We start from the raw sequence: 14,113 nt of genomic DNA on the forward strand, positions 1-14,113 counted from the left end.
TGTTCACGTCGTCTCCCTGACAAACCATATCTGGTGGAGTGGGTTGATGGCGGGATGCTCGGCTGCTGAAAGCCAAGGTCTTGCGCTACTTGCCGTCGGTCTAGTCCGGTACTACTCTGCGGCGTGAAAATTCATTCAAGCCGACGCCGCTTCGCGGTATGGTTTGATTCTGGTGTCAGCAAGCATGTCTGCCAAAACCTTATTTGTTCGTTGCCTGCGTATCCTGTGTGCCTTGATCGCTATTGCCTTTGGGGTGCTCGCATTTGCATCCGGACTCATCGGTAGCGATCCCATCAGCTTTGGCGGTTCAGGGAACCAGTACTACCGTATTGTTGCCACACCCTCTCCATATTTTTGGCTATGGGGCTTGCTGGGTTTTTCGGTTGGCGCAGCTCTTTTACTTTTCCCATGGCTTCGTCGCCGAAAAGGGGTTCTGTGACCTTTATAATTCGTTCAGCCTTGCTCCCTTCGGTCGCTGGGTACTTGGCGATAAAGCTGCGCGGCACTGATTGGCTCTACGTTAGGTGGCATGGAAAGTTTCACCATCGATTGTCGCGGGATTTCGGCTGAGGCGGATGGCATGAATATTGACTTCAAGTGGTCCCGGCTGGACTCTCTGGCGACGCTGGAGCTATACGAGATCATTAGTGCTCGCGAGTCAGTTTTTGTCGTCGAGCAAAATTGCCCTTACCAGGAAACCGATGGGATGGATCTTCATGCTTGGCATCTGTCCGCTTTCATGGATGGCGAACTGGCTGCGTATGCCAGGGTTGTCGATCCTGGGGTCAAGTACAGCGAACCCTCAATCGGCCGCGTCATGACTGTCAATAAGTTCAGGGGCCAGAAGATTGGCCGCCGCTTGGTGGAGGAGGCCATAAAGTTCACCGAGACAACTTTTCCGATGAGCGGTATCAGGATTGGCGCGCAGGTGTATCTGAAAAGGTTCTATGAATCGCTAGGATTCCGCTCAGTAGGGGAGGTTTACGACGAAGACGGCATACCTCATATCGATATGATCAGGCCAGGGAATTGTGTTGCGTAACAAGCCGTTCAAGCCGATGCCGTTTGCGGCAACGACTTGTATCGCCTGCTGCTGAGGCCCTGAATCCGGCGAGAGGTGGAAATCAGGTGGCGTGTTCCCGTCGTGGCGGCGTGTTTGTGGTGGTGCTACCGTGGCCCTGGTCCGAATAGCTGCAGGAGCGTCGCCATGCGCATCACAGTCAATCGAATCCGTCTCAAACCGGAACGCCGCAAGCGCGGCTGGTTGAAACAGACAGCTTCGGTTGCGTGGGCGTCGTGGCAGGCAGCAGCCATCATATTCTGTGCTCCCAGGCCTTCATGGCTTGCCACTATCCTGCAGAAATCATCGAGCCGCTCCTCAGGAAAAGGATTCCCTACATCTGGGTTTCCTCGCTGGAGGCCGCCAGCCACGCCTGGGGCCAAATCGTCCATCGGGCAGCCACTTGCGGTGGCACTCGGGAGGCTTTGGTGGAGGCCGGCGATCAATGGGCGATTCTGGCCGAAACAGGCGGCTGACATGACCACGCACAGCTATTGCATCGACGAAGCCCCAGGTTGAATCCGTTTCGAGCGCGAAGCAGACTGCTGGTCTGTGCATGATCTCTGACGTCATTCCATTGGAGATGCGGTGACTCGACAGCTTTGCTTTACATGCACGCGCGGCGGTGACATCCGGCAATTGACGCATCCGTGATTCAGGGCGAGTGAGCTGTCGGGCAATGCTCGCCAGAAGGTGGGTGCGGGCTGAGTCGGTTCTACGTAGAATCGCAAGACCCCAATCTGAAGATCTTCCGCAGCGCCAGACTGCCGGACAGCAGAGAGAAATCACGAGAATGGCCATTGATGATCCGGTGCATCGGCCCGAGGGCAGCGCCATCATGGGCGTGTCCGCAGGCGGAGCAGTCGAGCTGTCGGCTCTCCGTTTCGATCTGCTGTGCGGCATGGCGTGCCGTCTGCTCGACATGGCGGCGGCGACCATTCGTGTCGAAGGTACAAACAAGGTCTGGCATGCCGGCGGGCCGGCATCCAAAGCATATGTGGCGGATGGCCACAGTTTGGTTTCCTCAATTCCATTCGGCGAGGGATGCGCCGGCCGGTTTTCTCTGTTCGGCGCATCGTCCCGGGAATTCGACGCAAACGACCAACGCCTGTTCGAGCAGCTTGCGGCACTTGCCGAGGAACAGCTCCGGCTGTTCGAGCTGGCGCAGGAGGCGCTGCGACGGGAAAGCGATTTCAGGCTGCTGGCGGAGGCGTCGACCGATACGATCATACGGGGCAGCCTCGATGGCGTCCGCCTTTACATATCGCCATCCGTCGAGAATCTGCTCGGCTATGCGCCAGAAGAACTCATCGGGCGAAGGGCCATCGAATTGACCCATCCCGATGACGTGCCGGCATTCATGGAGCTGATGCGGGAGGTAAGGGACGGCCGCCTGGGAGTCGGCCGCAGCGAGCAGCGCCAGCGCCACAAGGATGGCTCCTGGGTATGGCTCGAAGCCTTCATCAGGCTGACGCTGGATCGCAATACCGGCCAGCCGGACGGTTACGTCACCACCGCACGCGGCATCGGCCATCGCAAGCAGCTGGAGGCGCGGTTGAAGCATCTGGCCGAGGTGGACGATCTGACCGGCCTCCCGAACCGGGCCGCCTTTTCCGCCAGTCTGGATCTGGCCATCGAGCGGGCGCGCCAGGGGGGCGGAAAGTTCGTGGTGTTCTACATGGATCTGGATGGTTTCAAGCAGGTCAATGACACGCTCGGGCATGCGGCGGGCGATGCGGTGCTGCGCGAAACCGCCGTGCGCCTGCAGGCTGCATTGCGCGAGTCGGACCGTGTGTTCCGCCTGGGTGGGGACGAATTCACGGTTCTGTCCGACGGCCGTGGCGGCGTGGGTGCCATGGCGTTGGCGCAGCGGCTGATTGTGGAAATCGCGCGGCCGTTCGCCGTCGATGCGGTCAGCGTCTCCATCGGGCTGAGTGTCGGGGCGGCGTGCGGGCCGGAGCATGGGCTGGAAGCAGGCCAACTGCTCGAATGCGCCGACCAGGCGCTGTACCGTGCAAAGAAGGCCGGCAAGAACACGGTCCGTATCTACGGTGTCGACGTGGGGGCGTGATCCGGGGAAGGAGACGGTGTTCGCGGGCAATGCGGATTAGAATGCCGCCTGTTCCCGCAAGAGATTCCATGCTTCCCTGTTCTCATCGCGAAACCTGGTCATCGACGCCACCGCGCGCCACGGTTCCGCCCGCACTGATCCCCTGGCTCACCGACCCCTCGTCGCTCACCGCCCGCATCCGCCGGCGCTGCGGGCGTTTCGGCGTCGAGGTGCTGTACCAGGGGCTGGGGCGGGCCGTGAGGGACGAAGCCGTGCTGCTCGGCCTGCACACGGGTGAGCGGGTGTGGGTGAGGGAGGTGCTGCTGATTGCCGATGGTGTGCCGGTGGTGTTCGCGCGTACTCTGCTGCCGCGCGGCAACGTGCGGGGGGCGTGGAACCTGTTCCACGGCTTCGGTGCCCGCCCGCTTGGTGCCGCGCTGTTCGCCGATCCGGCGATCGAGCGCGCACCGCTGGCCTGCGCCCGGCTCGATGCGCGCGATGCGCGTTATCATCGGGCCCGTTCCGTGCTGTCGGCGCGGCAGCCGCCGGTGGCGGTGGGGCGCGAGCTGTGGGGACGCCGCTCGCTGTTCCTGCGCCACGGCCGCGCGTTGATGGTGAGCGAGTTTTTCCTGCCTGCGATTTTCGATCTCCCCCGATGACCACGATGAGCTTCAGCGACAAGCTTCCCCACTATGCCCGCCTGATGCGGATGCACCGGCCGATCGGTACCTTGCTGCTGCTGTGGCCGACGCTGTGGGCGCTGTGGTTCGCTGCCGACGGCTGGCCGCCGCTGCACATCCTGGTGATCTTCGTCATCGGCACCTTCCTGATGCGTTCGGCCGGCTGCGTCATGAACGACTATGCCGATCGTGACTTCGACGGCCACGTCGAGCGCACCCGCGACCGCCCGCTGGCGACCGGCATGGTCAGCACGCGCGAGGCGCTGCTGCTGGCGGGCGGTTTGTCGCTGCTTTCCTTCCTGCTGATCCTGCCGCTGAATTCGCTGGTGATCTGGCTGTCGCTGCCGGCGCTTTTCCTGGCCGCCAGCTACCCCTTCACCAAGCGCTTCCTCGCCATTCCGCAGGGTTATCTCGGCATTGCCTTCGGCTTCGGCATTCCGATGGGGTTTGCCGCGATCCTCGGCGAAGTGCCGGCCATTGCCTGGGTGATGCTGCTCGCCAACGTGTTCTGGGCGATCGCCTACGACACCGAGTACGCGATGGTTGACCGGCCCGACGACCTGAAGATCGGCATCAAGACATCCGCGATCACCTTCGGCCGCTACGACGTTGCCGCGGTGATGCTGTGCTACGCGGCCGCGCTCGGCCTGCTGGCCGGCATCGGCATTGCCGCCGGGCGGGGCCCTGCCTGGTTCGCCGGCCTGCTGGTGGCGGCGGCGATTGCCGGCTATCACTACTTCCTGATCCGCGACCGTGACCGCGCCGGCTGCTTCAAGGCCTTCAACCACAACAACTGGCTGGGCGCGGCGGTGTTCGCCGGCCTGTTCATCGACGACCTGCTGCGCCATGCCTGAGCGGCATGCTTGCCGCCGCCGCTTTTTTCTCCTGGATGCCGACATGCACTTCATGACTTCCCTGAAAGCCGCTTGGCAGCAGCGCAACAGCCTGCTGTGCGTCGGCCTCGATCCCGATCCGACCCGCTTTCCCGCCCACCTGCAGGGACGGCCGGATGCGATCCTCGAGTTCTGCAGGCAGATCGTCGATGCCACCGCCGACCTGGTGTGCTGCTTCAAGCCGCAGATCGCCTACTTCGCTGCGCGCCGCGCCGAAGACCAGCTCGAAGCCCTGATCGAACACATCCATGCCCGCCATCCGGGCACGCCGGTGGTGCTCGATGCCAAGCGCGGCGACATCGGCAGCACCGCCGAGCAATACGCCGTCGAAGCCTTCGAGCGTTTCAAGGCCGACGCGATCACGGTCAATCCCTACATGGGCCGGGACTCGGTCGATCCCTATCTGGCTTATCCCGACAAGGGTGTGATCCTGCTGTGCCGGACCTCCAATCCGGGCGGCTCCGACCTGCAGTTCCTCGACGTCGGCGGCATCAAGTTGTACGAACACGTCGCCCGGCTGGTGGCGCAGGACTGGAATGCCAGCGGCAACTGCGGCCTGGTGGTGGGCGCCACTTTCCCCGCCGAGATCGCCCGCGTGCGTCAACTGACCGGCGACATGCCGCTGCTGGTGCCCGGCATCGGCGCCCAGGGCGGCGACATCGCCGCGACCATGGCGGCGGGGCGCAGCGCGGACGGCAGCGGGCTGATGATCAATTCCTCGCGCGCGATCCTGTACGCCGGCAAGGGCGAGGATTTCGCCACTGCTGCGCGCCAGGCCGCGCTCGATACCCGCGACGCGATCAACGCGCATCGCTGATCCTGGGATGCCCGCATGAAATACGACGACCTGCGCGACTTCATCAGCCAGCTCGAAGCCCGCGGCGAACTCAAGCGCATCACGCTGCCGGTCGATACCCACCTGGAAATGACCGAGATCGCCGACCGCGTGCTGCGCGCCGGCGGCCCGGCGCTGCTGTTCGAGAAGCCGCTGACGCGCGGCGTGCCGCAGGCCATTCCGGTGCTCGCCAACCTGTTCGGCACGCCGGAGCGGGTGGCGATGGGCATGGGCGAGGACGTCGCCGACGGCGACTGGAGCACGCCGCTGCGCGAAGTCGGCAAGCTGCTCGCCTACCTGAAGGAGCCGGAGCCGCCCAAGGGCCTGAAGGATGCCTGGGACAAGCTGCCGGTGCTGAAGCAGGTGCTCAACATGGCGCCGAAGGAAGTCCGTTCCGCCCCCTGCCAGCAGGTGGTGTGGGAAGGCGATGAAGTCGACCTGGCGAAGCTGCCGATCCAGCACTGCTGGCCGGGCGACGCCGCGCCGCTGATCACCTGGGGCCTGGTGGTGACGCGCGGGCCGCACAAGAAGCGCCAGAACCTCGGCATCTACCGCCAGCAGGTGATCGGCCGCAACCGCGTGATCATGCGCTGGCTGGCCCACCGCGGCGGCGCGCTGGATTTCCTCGAGCACCAGCGCGCGCATCCGGGCGAGCCTTTCCCGGTGTCGGTGGTGCTGGGTTGCGACCCGGCCACCATCCTCGGCGCGGTGACGCCGGTGCCGGACACGATCTCCGAATACCAGTTCGCCGGCCTGCTGCGCGGCGCCAAGACCGAGCTGGTGAACTGCATCGGCAACGATCTTCAGGTGCCGGCATCGGCCGAGATCGTGCTCGAAGGCCTGATCCACCCCGGCGACATGGCGCCGGAAGGGCCCTACGGCGACCACACCGGCTACTACAACGAAGTGTCCGAATTCCCGGTGTTCACGATCGAGCGCATCACCATGCGGCGCGATCCGATCTACCACAGCACCTACACCGGCAAGCCGCCCGACGAGCCGGCGATGCTGGGCCTGGCGCTGAACGAGGTCTTCGTGCCGCTGCTGCAGAAGCAGTTTCCCGAGATCGTCGATTTCTACCTGCCGCCCGAAGGCTGCTCCTACCGCCTGGCGGTGGTCAGCATCCGCAAGCAGTATCCCGGCCACGCCAAGCGGGTGATGTTCGGCATCTGGAGCTTCCTGCGCCAGTTCATGTACACCAAGTTCATCATCGTGGTGGACGACGATGTGCGCATCCGCGACTGGAAGGAAGTGATCTGGGCGCTGACCACGCGCATGGACGCGACCCGCGACACCACGCTGGTCGACAACACGCCGATCGACTACCTCGATTTCGCCAGCCCGGTGGCGGGCCTGGGCAGCAAGATGGGGCTGGATGCGACCAACAAGTGGCCGGGCGAGACCAGCCGTGAGTGGGGCACGCCGATCGTCATGGATGCCGAGGTCAAGGCCAGGGTCGATGCGATATGGGGTGAGCTCGGCCTGTGATGGCCGCCGTTGCGGCGTGATGCCATGCCGCAGTGGAACACCCGCTTACGTTTGATGCCACCCCTGGACTGAACGCCGAGGCGGGCAGGGGGTCGAAGTCGCCGTCACGGATGCCGCCAATCCCGCGCAGCACGTGCAACCGAGGAGAATCGATGAGCAATCCCGTTCCCGCCCCGCTGCCGATCGGGCAGCCGTCCGAGAACATGGTCACCGTCACGCATCTGGTCTATGCCCTGCATGCGTTCGCGGTGTTTTCCGCAGTCGTCGGGTCGACGATGATCATCTTCGGCTTCATCGCCAGCCTGCCGTCGATCGGGGCGGTGATCCTGAACTACTGGAACCAGACGGCGGTGCGCGATACCTGGCTGGAAAGCCATTTCCGCTGGCAGATCCGCACCTTCTGGTTCGCGGTGCTGTGGGTGGTGATCGCGGCCTTGATGGCCGTGACCGTCATCGGCCTGCCGTTCGCATTCGGGCTGATGCTGATCGTCGGCTTGTGGATTCTCTACCGCATCGTGCGCGGCTGGTGGGGGCTGCTGCAGCGCGCGCCGATGCCGATGCCGCCGCAGGGCTGAGGCCTGGCGCCAGGCCTCCGGCCAGCCTTTCTCAGGGCTGGCCGGCCCACACCCATTCCAGCAGTGCATCCTGCGCGGCGGCGCTGTTGGCGGCCTCGGGGTGGTTCACCATCATCACGACCACGTGGCGCCGGCCCTTGCTGTCCAGCAGGTAGCCGCCGATCGCGCGCACGCCGTTCAGCGTGCCGGTCTTGATATGAGCCTGGCCGCTGGCCGGGCTGTCGCGCAGGCGCTTGCGCGCCGTGCCGTCGAGGCCGGCGACCGGCAGCGCCGAGATGTATTCCGGCATCCATGGCCGGCGCCAGGCCAGCAGCAGCATGTTGCCCAGGGTGTCGGCACGGATCCGCTCGATGCGCGACAGGCCCGAACCGTTTTCGATCACCAGCCCATCGACATCGAGGCCGGCGGCGGCGAGTTGTTCCTTCGTGGCGCGGGCGCCCGCGGCAACCATGTCAGGGGCGTCGCTGGCCGGGCCGGCGACAAAAGCGCCGAGATCGGCAAGCAACTGGCGTGCGATGATATTGCTCGACCATTTGTTCATGTCGCGGACGATGTCGGCGAGCGGCGGAGATTCGTGCGTCAGCAGGCTGCGAATGCCGATCGGGGCAGTGCCGTCACGCACCTGGCCATCGAGCCGGCCGCCGGCTTCCGACCACAGCGTGGCGACCAGCGCGGCGCCGTATTCGGCGGGCGGCAGCGGTGCGGCGCTCCAGGTGCGCGGGCCGCAGGCTGCGGGCAGGCTGCCGCTGAGCACGAGGCGGCGGCCGGGTTCGAGCCGTGCTTCGAGCTTGTCGTGCCAGACGCCGCAGCTGCTGCCGGAGCTCTGGATGCGGTTGTCGATGGTCACGCCGGCAAGCGGCGGCTCGGCCACCACCGTCACGGTTTCGTTGGCCTTGCCGGGAAACAGCGCGAGCTGCAGGGTGTTGTAGTGCATCAGCAGGCCGTGCGGGCCGCTGTTGTAGGGGCGCAGGCCGCGGCCGTCGAAGGCGTCGGGGTCATGCAAGGGCAGCTTCAGCACGGAGGCGTCGAGCACGATGTCGCCGGCGATGCGGTCGATGCCCAGGCCGCGCAGACGCCGCAGCAGTTTTGAGATCCGCTCCTGATCCAGCACGGGGTCGCCGCTGCCGATGATGTACAGATCGCCGCCCAGCACGCCGCTGGATACGGTGGCATTGCTGGCGAGCTGGGTAGTCCATGTCCAGGCGGGGCCGAGCCGGTCCAGCGCGGCAAAGGCGGTGAGCAGCTTCATCACCGAGGCCGGGTTCATCGGCTTGCCGGCATTGAAGGCCATGCTGGGGCGTGCCGCGTCCACCGGCTGCACCCAGACCGATACCGCATCCTCGCTGATCCGGGCGCGCTCGAGCGCGAGTTTCACCGGCGGCGGAAATCCGTCGGCGGCGGAGGCAGGTGGCGCGAACAGGATCAGAACGCTGCAAAGCAGGCTCAGGTAATGGCAGAATCGCTGGAGTAGTGCACTGCAGCACGGTGCGTGCCGGAGAGGGCCGTGGCGCGTGACTGCACGACGATAAAATGGGGCCGATGGAGACTGTGATGAAAAAAGAATACGCCTGTGGGATTTCATGGGTGCAGGTGCCGGGAGCACGTGCTCCGGCCTGATTGCTGAGTATCGAGAATGAGTGGATTCGGACATTATGCGCGCACGGCCGACGAGCTGGAGCGCGAGATCTACAAGCGCGGCCTGGCGCTGGGACTGGATTGGGACGACCAGGCAAGGATGCGGGAACTGGCCCGGCAGGCGCTGAGCACGAAATCGGGAGGCGTGATGAAGCTTCTGCGCAGCCCGGTTCGCCAGGACAAGCTCACGGGGGAACTGTTCGCCCTGGCCGATCTGATGCTGGATACCATGCGCCAGAGTGCGCAGATCGGCGTGCATACCAGCGGTGGCAAGGCCTGGAAGGCCTTTGGCCGGGCGCTCTATCAGGAGTCCGAGCGCCTCGGTGATGGAGCGGCCGAACCGCTGGGCACCCAGCCCCCGTAGAAGCGGCTTCAGCCGGGGGCGCCTAGCCGGGGGCGCCTAGCCGGGGGCGCCCAGCCGGGGGCGCCCAGCCGCGAACAGGGCCTGATATTGTTCCGCGCGCTGTTTTCGCGGCTGAAGCTGCCTCTGGAGAGCCGCATCGCGGCCAAGGCCGCTCCTGCGCGGCTTGATCCGACCGATCGCTGGCCTTTCAGGCCAGCGGCTTCTCGTCCGCAAACAGCGCGGCCACGGTTTCACGTGCACGCACCAGATGCGCCTGCTCGCCATCGACGATGACTTCGGCGGCGCGCGGCCGGGTGTTGTAGTTGGAGCTCATCGTCATGCCGTAGGCGCCGGCCGACAGGATGGCCAGGAGGTCGCCTTCGGCAACGGCCAGCCGGCGTTCGCGGGCCAGAAAGTCGCCGCTCTCGCAGATCGGGCCAACGATGTCGTAGATCTGTGAATCGGCGCAGGGCGCAGCGACTTCGACGACTTCGTGCCAGGCGTCGTACAGGGCCGGGCGGGCGAGATCGTTCATGGCGGCGTTGACGATGGCGAAGTTCTTCGTCTCGCCGGGCTTCAGGTACTCGACCCGAGTCAGCAGCAGGCCGGCGTTGCCGACCAGCGAGCGGCCGGGCTCGAAGCAGAGTTCTTCCCTGCGGCCTTCGAATACTTTCAGCAGCGGCGCCAGGTAGTCGGCCACCATCGGCGGTGCTTCGTCGCGATAGCGGATGCCAAGGCCGCCGCCGAGGTCGATATGGTCGAGCGTGATGCCGTCGCCGGCGAGGCGATCCACCAGGTCCGCGACTTTCTGCGCAGCTTCCGCCATCGGCGCCGGGTCGAGCAGTTGCGAACCGATGTGGCAGGCGACGCCGCAGATGCGCAGGTTCGGCAGCGCCGCGGCGCGGCGGTAGAGCGTCTGCGCGTCGGCGAAGGCGACGCCGAACTTGTTGCCCTTGAGCCCGGTGGAAATGTAGGGGTGGGTCTTCGGGTCGACGTCCGGATTGACGCGCAAGGCCACCGGCGCCAGCACATCCAGCTCGCCGGCGATTGCGTCGAGGCGCTCGAGTTCGGTCGCGGATTCGACGTTGAAGCAGCGGATGCCGGCCTTCAGCGCCTGGCGCATCTCGTCCCGCGTCTTGCCCACGCCGGAGAACACGACCTTGCCCGCCTGTCCGCCGGCGGCCAGCACGCGTGCAAGTTCGCCGCCGGAGACGATGTCGAAGCCCGCGCCCAGGCGGGCGAACACCGACAGGATGCCGAGGTTGGAGTTGGCCTTCACTGCATAGCAGACCAGCGAGGGGCGGCCGGCCAGGGCCTGCTGCCAGGCTTCGAAGGCGGCGGTCAGCGCGGCCTTCGAATAGACGTAGGTCGGCGTGCCGAATTTTTCGGCGACCTGCGCCAGGGAGCACCCTTCGAGGGTGAGGATGCCATCCCGGGCGTGCAGGGTCGGAGTGGGCAGAGGGCTGAGAGGGGCGTTCGAAATGCTCATCGCGTCGGGGTCACTGGATCGGCGTGTATTGGCCTGGCCGTTCATCCTGGGCCTGTGGCTGGGAGGGTTTGCTATGATCGGCGCCCTGCGCGGGTTGGCCGGAGGCACCGGTCCCGGGCGCGGGCAGGTAAAGCGGGCCCTTGATGCCACAGGCCGACAGCAGCGCGCAGGCAAGCGCGATTGCAGTAAGTTTGGCTCGCATTGCCATCATTCACGAAAAACCGGAATGCTATCAGAAGGAATCCGCATGGAAGAGTCCGCATTCAACATGCTGGCCGAGGCCGAGCTGGCACACATCGAGAACGCCTTCGATGCCTGTGGTGCCGACATCGACATCGAGCCCAAGCCTGGCGGCGTGCTCGAGATCGAATTCGACAACGGCAGCAAGATGATCATCAACCGCCATACTGCTGCCCGCGAGATCTGGGTCGCAGCCAGGTCCGGCGGCTTTCATTTCCGTCCGATGGAGGGCACCTGGCGTAACACCCGCGACGATGGCGAGCTGTGGGCGATGCTGTCGGCGCTGGCGAGCGAGCAGGCGGGAGAGGCCGTCACCCTGGCCCGTCCGTACTGAAGCCGCGGACGGCCAGTCGCGGACGGCCGGTTGCGGACGGCCGGTTGCGGACGGCCAGCCCGCGCCGTTCATCGCCGGATCGGCACCGGCATGCGGTCTTCGACCGGAGCCGGAGCCTGCGCGGCAGGGATGGGTGGAGGCGGCGCAGGGGCCGGGGCAACAGGCGGGATGGCTTCTTCCGGCGCCTCCAGGGCCGGCCCCTGGTCTGATGCGAACATTTCCCGCAGCCAGTCCGGTGCTACCGGCGGCTCGGGAGGCTCGTATTCGGCGTACTGGTAGTCCGTGCGGCTGCCGTCGCCGGCCTCGACCTGGATCAGGCCGCCAGGGCGGGGGCGCCGGATCTCCGGAGTGCCTGCAAGCGCGGTGCGCATGTAGTCGATCCAGATCGGCAGTGCCGCAGCGCCGCCGGTCTCGCCTCGGCCCAGGTTGCGCGGCTGGCTGAAGCCAACCCAGGATACGGCGACCAGGTCGGGGTTGTAGCCACAGAACCAGGCATCCAGATAATCGTTGGTGGTTCCCGTCTTGCCGGCAAGGTCGCTGCGCTTGAGGCTGCGGGCGCGAGTGGCGGTGCCGCGCGTCACCACGTCCTGCAGCATCGAATCCATCAGCCAGGCGTTGCGCGGGTCCAGCACGCGCGGCGCGCTCTCACTTGCAACTGCCGGATTGGTGCGTGCGACCAGCTTGCCGTTGCCGTCGTAGATTTCCTTGATCACGTAGGGGTTGATGCGGTAGCCGCCGTTGGCGAACACCGCGTAGGCGCCGGCCAGTTCCCAGGGCGTGACGCTGCCGGCGCCCAGCGCCATCGGCAGATAGGGCGGGTGCTTGGCGGAGTCGAAGCCGAAGCGGCCGATGTAATCCTGGGCGAAGCGTGGCGTGATGTCCTGCAGCACGCGGATCGACACCATGTTCTTGGAACGGGCGAGGGCGTCGCGAATCGTCATCGGTCCGGCGTACCTGCCGTCGGAGTTCTTCGGTTCCCAGGCCTGGCTGCCGGTGACGCCGGGGGGGAAATACAGCGGTTCGTCCGCGACCACGTGGCCCGGGCCGTAGCCGCGCTCGAGCGCGGCGGAGTAGATGAAGGGCTTGAAGCTCGAGCCTGGCTGGCGCTGGCCCTGGGTGACGTGGTTGAACTTGTTGCGGTTGAAGTCGAAGCCGCCGACCAGGGCGCGTACGGCGCCATCGCGTGGATCGACCGCCACCAGGGCTGATTGAACCTCGGGAACCTGGCTGATTTCCCAGCTGTCGTTGCCGCTGCTGCGGATGCGGATGATGGCGCCGCGGCGAATGCGCCGCGTCTGCGGTGCCTTGTCGGACAGCATGGGCGCGGCGAAGCGCAGGCCGTTGCCGCTGATCCTGAACTCTTCGCCGCGGCGATAGACCGTGACTTCCTTGGCCGAGGCCTGCAGCACCACTGCGGCGAGGAGCTCGTCGTAGTCGCCGCGGCCTGCCAGCAGTTCGTCGAGTTGTTCGGGCGCGGCATCGTTCGGCGGCAGCTCGGCGAAGGCCTCGGGGCCGCGGTAGCCGTGGCGCCGGTCGTAGTCCATGACCCCCTTGCGCAGCGCAGCGTAGGCGGCTTCCTGGTCCTTGCGGGTGACGGTGGTGAAGATGCGGATGCCCAGTTCGTAGGCTTGGTCGCCGAACTGCTCGACTGCGATCTGGCGTGCCATCTCGGCAACGTAGTCGCCATGGATGGCGCTTTCCTGCTGCTTGCGGGCGACGGCCGTAACGCGCTGGCTGCGGGTCGGCGTGACGTCGGCGATGGCATTTTCGTAGTCGCTCGGCGTGATGATGCCGATCTCGGCCATGCGGCGCAGTACGTACTGCTGGCGCAGCGCGGCACGAGAGGGATTGACTACGGGGTTGAAGGCCGAGGGGGCTTTCGGCAGTCCCGCCAGCATTGCCGCTTCCGGCAGGGTCAGCTGCTCCAGGGTCTTGCCGTAGTAGGTGCGCGCTGCCGCGGCAAAGCCGTAGGCGCGCTGGCCCAGGTAGATCTGGTTGATGTAGAGCTCGAGGATCTGGTCCTTGCTCAGTTCATGCTCGATCTTGAACGAGAGCAGGATTTCATAGAGCTTGCGGTTGTAGGTTTTCTCGCGCGTCAGGAAGAAATTCCGTGCCACCTGCATGGTGATCGTCGATGCGCCTTGCCCGCGGCCACCGGTGGTCAGATTGGACAGTGCCGCGCGCGCGATGCCCATCGGGTTGACGCCGGCATGCTCGTAGAAGCGTTCGTCTTCCGCGGCCAGAATGGCGTGCTTGAGCAGCGCAGGGACGTCGGCAATGCGAACCACATCACGGCGCTCCTCACCGAATTCGCCCAGAAGATACCCATCCGACGTATATACTCGCAACGGGACGCGTGGCTGGTAGTCGGTCAGGGATTCCAGTGAAGGGAGATTCGGCCAGGCGAACAGCGCCATCGCTGCCAGCGTGGCAAGACCGAGAACCACCAGCGCCAACAGCGCCGCGATCGGATAGAGGACCCAGCGCATCA

At 65.5% G+C, this 14,113-nt stretch carries 14 protein-coding genes; 10 read left to right on the forward strand and 4 right to left on the reverse strand.

The window, feature by feature from the left end; all coding sequences use genetic code 11:
* The first annotated feature begins 184 nt into the window (after nt 1-184).
* The 8 genes from QM748_RS18770 (at nt 185) to QM748_RS18805 (ending at nt 7,581) form a co-directional block, all read left to right on the forward strand.
* The gene (locus tag QM748_RS18770; protein WP_415248506.1) at nt 185-439 is read left to right on the forward strand and encodes a hypothetical protein; all 255 of its coding nucleotides are present in this window, start codon (nt 185-187) and stop codon (nt 437-439) included.
* Nucleotides 440-529: 90 nt separating this feature from the next.
* Complete coding sequence (locus QM748_RS18775; RefSeq protein ID WP_415248507.1) at nt 530-1,042, forward strand: GNAT family N-acetyltransferase; 513 nt, start codon at nt 530-532, stop codon at nt 1,040-1,042.
* Nucleotides 1,043-1,853: 811 nt separating this feature from the next.
* Entirely contained in the window at nt 1,854-3,131 is a 1,278-nt protein-coding gene (locus QM748_RS18780) for a diguanylate cyclase domain-containing protein (RefSeq protein ID WP_415248508.1), read from the forward strand.
* Between the two features lie 68 nt (nt 3,132-3,199).
* Entirely contained in the window at nt 3,200-3,769 is a 570-nt protein-coding gene (locus QM748_RS18785) for a chorismate--pyruvate lyase family protein (RefSeq protein ID WP_415248509.1), read from the forward strand.
* On the forward strand, nt 3,766-4,644 hold the full coding sequence (gene ubiA / locus QM748_RS18790; RefSeq protein ID WP_415248510.1) for a 4-hydroxybenzoate octaprenyltransferase: 879 nt from the start codon (nt 3,766-3,768) through the stop codon (nt 4,642-4,644). Before QM748_RS18785 ends, ubiA begins: the two co-directional genes overlap by 4 nt.
* A 43-nt stretch (nt 4,645-4,687) precedes the next feature.
* Entirely contained in the window at nt 4,688-5,500 is an 813-nt protein-coding gene (gene pyrF, locus QM748_RS18795) for an orotidine-5'-phosphate decarboxylase (protein WP_415248511.1), read from the forward strand.
* A 15-nt stretch (nt 5,501-5,515) separates the two neighbouring features.
* Nucleotides 5,516-7,006: a 4-hydroxy-3-polyprenylbenzoate decarboxylase gene (gene ubiD, locus QM748_RS18800; RefSeq protein WP_415248512.1), complete on the forward strand. Its 1,491-nt coding sequence runs from the start codon at nt 5,516-5,518 to the stop codon at nt 7,004-7,006.
* Between the two features lie 152 nt (nt 7,007-7,158).
* On the forward strand, nt 7,159-7,581 hold the full coding sequence (locus QM748_RS18805) for a DUF4870 family protein (RefSeq protein WP_415248513.1): 423 nt from the start codon (nt 7,159-7,161) through the stop codon (nt 7,579-7,581).
* A 31-nt stretch (nt 7,582-7,612) separates the two neighbouring features.
* On the opposite strand, the gene dacB is transcribed toward QM748_RS18805, so the two are convergent.
* Nucleotides 7,613-8,956, reverse strand: coding sequence for a D-alanyl-D-alanine carboxypeptidase/D-alanyl-D-alanine-endopeptidase (gene dacB, locus QM748_RS18810; protein WP_415248514.1), 1,344 nt, complete (start codon nt 8,954-8,956; stop codon nt 7,613-7,615).
* Nucleotides 8,957-9,214: 258 nt separating this feature from the next.
* Here dacB and QM748_RS18815 point away from each other — a divergent pair, with 258 nt between their 5' ends.
* Nucleotides 9,215-9,580 carry a hypothetical protein gene (locus QM748_RS18815; RefSeq protein WP_415248515.1) on the forward strand — a complete coding sequence of 122 codons (366 nt, stop codon included), beginning with the start codon at nt 9,215-9,217 and terminating at the stop codon, nt 9,578-9,580.
* 187 nt (nt 9,581-9,767) lie between these two features.
* Here the strand turns inward: QM748_RS18815 and lysA are convergent, their stop codons facing one another.
* Both lysA and lptM read right to left on the reverse strand, forming a co-directional pair.
* A complete protein-coding gene (gene lysA / locus QM748_RS18820) occupies nt 9,768-11,048 on the reverse strand; it encodes a diaminopimelate decarboxylase (RefSeq protein WP_415248516.1) in 1,281 nt (426 codons plus the stop codon).
* A gap of 10 nt (nt 11,049-11,058) precedes the next feature.
* A complete protein-coding gene (gene lptM / locus QM748_RS18825) occupies nt 11,059-11,259 on the reverse strand; it encodes an LPS translocon maturation chaperone LptM (RefSeq protein ID WP_415248517.1) in 201 nt (66 codons plus the stop codon).
* Nucleotides 11,260-11,295: 36 nt separating this feature from the next.
* On the opposite strand from lptM, the gene cyaY reads away from it, so the two are divergent.
* On the forward strand, nt 11,296-11,622 hold the full coding sequence (gene cyaY, locus QM748_RS18830; RefSeq protein WP_415248518.1) for an iron donor protein CyaY: 327 nt from the start codon (nt 11,296-11,298) through the stop codon (nt 11,620-11,622).
* Between the two features lie 68 nt (nt 11,623-11,690).
* On the opposite strand, the gene QM748_RS18835 is transcribed toward cyaY, so the two are convergent.
* Nucleotides 11,691-14,111, reverse strand: a complete 2,421-nt coding sequence (locus QM748_RS18835; protein WP_415248695.1) for a penicillin-binding protein 1A — start codon at nt 14,109-14,111, stop codon at nt 11,691-11,693.
* Nucleotides 14,112-14,113 lie beyond the last annotated feature (2 nt).

This window comes from Thauera sp. (assembly GCF_047601425.1).
Lineage (GTDB): Bacteria > Pseudomonadota > Gammaproteobacteria > Burkholderiales > Rhodocyclaceae > Thauera.

Coding starts and splice junctions, on each gene's coding strand:
- QM748_RS18770 (WP_415248506.1), top strand. CDS start 185: ATGTCTGCCAAAACCTTATTTGTTCGTTGCCTGCGTATCCTGTGTGCC.
- QM748_RS18775 (WP_415248507.1), top strand. CDS start 530: ATGGAAAGTTTCACCATCGATTGTCGCGGGATTTCGGCTGAGGCGGAT.
- QM748_RS18780 (WP_415248508.1), top strand. CDS start 1,854: ATGGCCATTGATGATCCGGTGCATCGGCCCGAGGGCAGCGCCATCATG.
- QM748_RS18785 (WP_415248509.1), top strand. CDS start 3,200: ATGCTTCCCTGTTCTCATCGCGAAACCTGGTCATCGACGCCACCGCGC.
- ubiA (WP_415248510.1), top strand. CDS start 3,766: ATGACCACGATGAGCTTCAGCGACAAGCTTCCCCACTATGCCCGCCTG.
- pyrF (WP_415248511.1), top strand. CDS start 4,688: ATGCACTTCATGACTTCCCTGAAAGCCGCTTGGCAGCAGCGCAACAGC.
- ubiD (WP_415248512.1), top strand. CDS start 5,516: ATGAAATACGACGACCTGCGCGACTTCATCAGCCAGCTCGAAGCCCGC.
- QM748_RS18805 (WP_415248513.1), top strand. CDS start 7,159: ATGAGCAATCCCGTTCCCGCCCCGCTGCCGATCGGGCAGCCGTCCGAG.
- QM748_RS18815 (WP_415248515.1), top strand. CDS start 9,215: ATGAGTGGATTCGGACATTATGCGCGCACGGCCGACGAGCTGGAGCGC.
- lysA (WP_415248516.1), bottom strand. CDS start 11,048: ATGAGCATTTCGAACGCCCCTCTCAGCCCTCTGCCCACTCCGACCCTG.
- lptM (WP_415248517.1), bottom strand. CDS start 11,259: ATGATGGCAATGCGAGCCAAACTTACTGCAATCGCGCTTGCCTGCGCG.
- cyaY (WP_415248518.1), top strand. CDS start 11,296: ATGGAAGAGTCCGCATTCAACATGCTGGCCGAGGCCGAGCTGGCACAC.
- QM748_RS18835 (WP_415248695.1), bottom strand. CDS start 14,111: ATGCGCTGGGTCCTCTATCCGATCGCGGCGCTGTTGGCGCTGGTGGTT.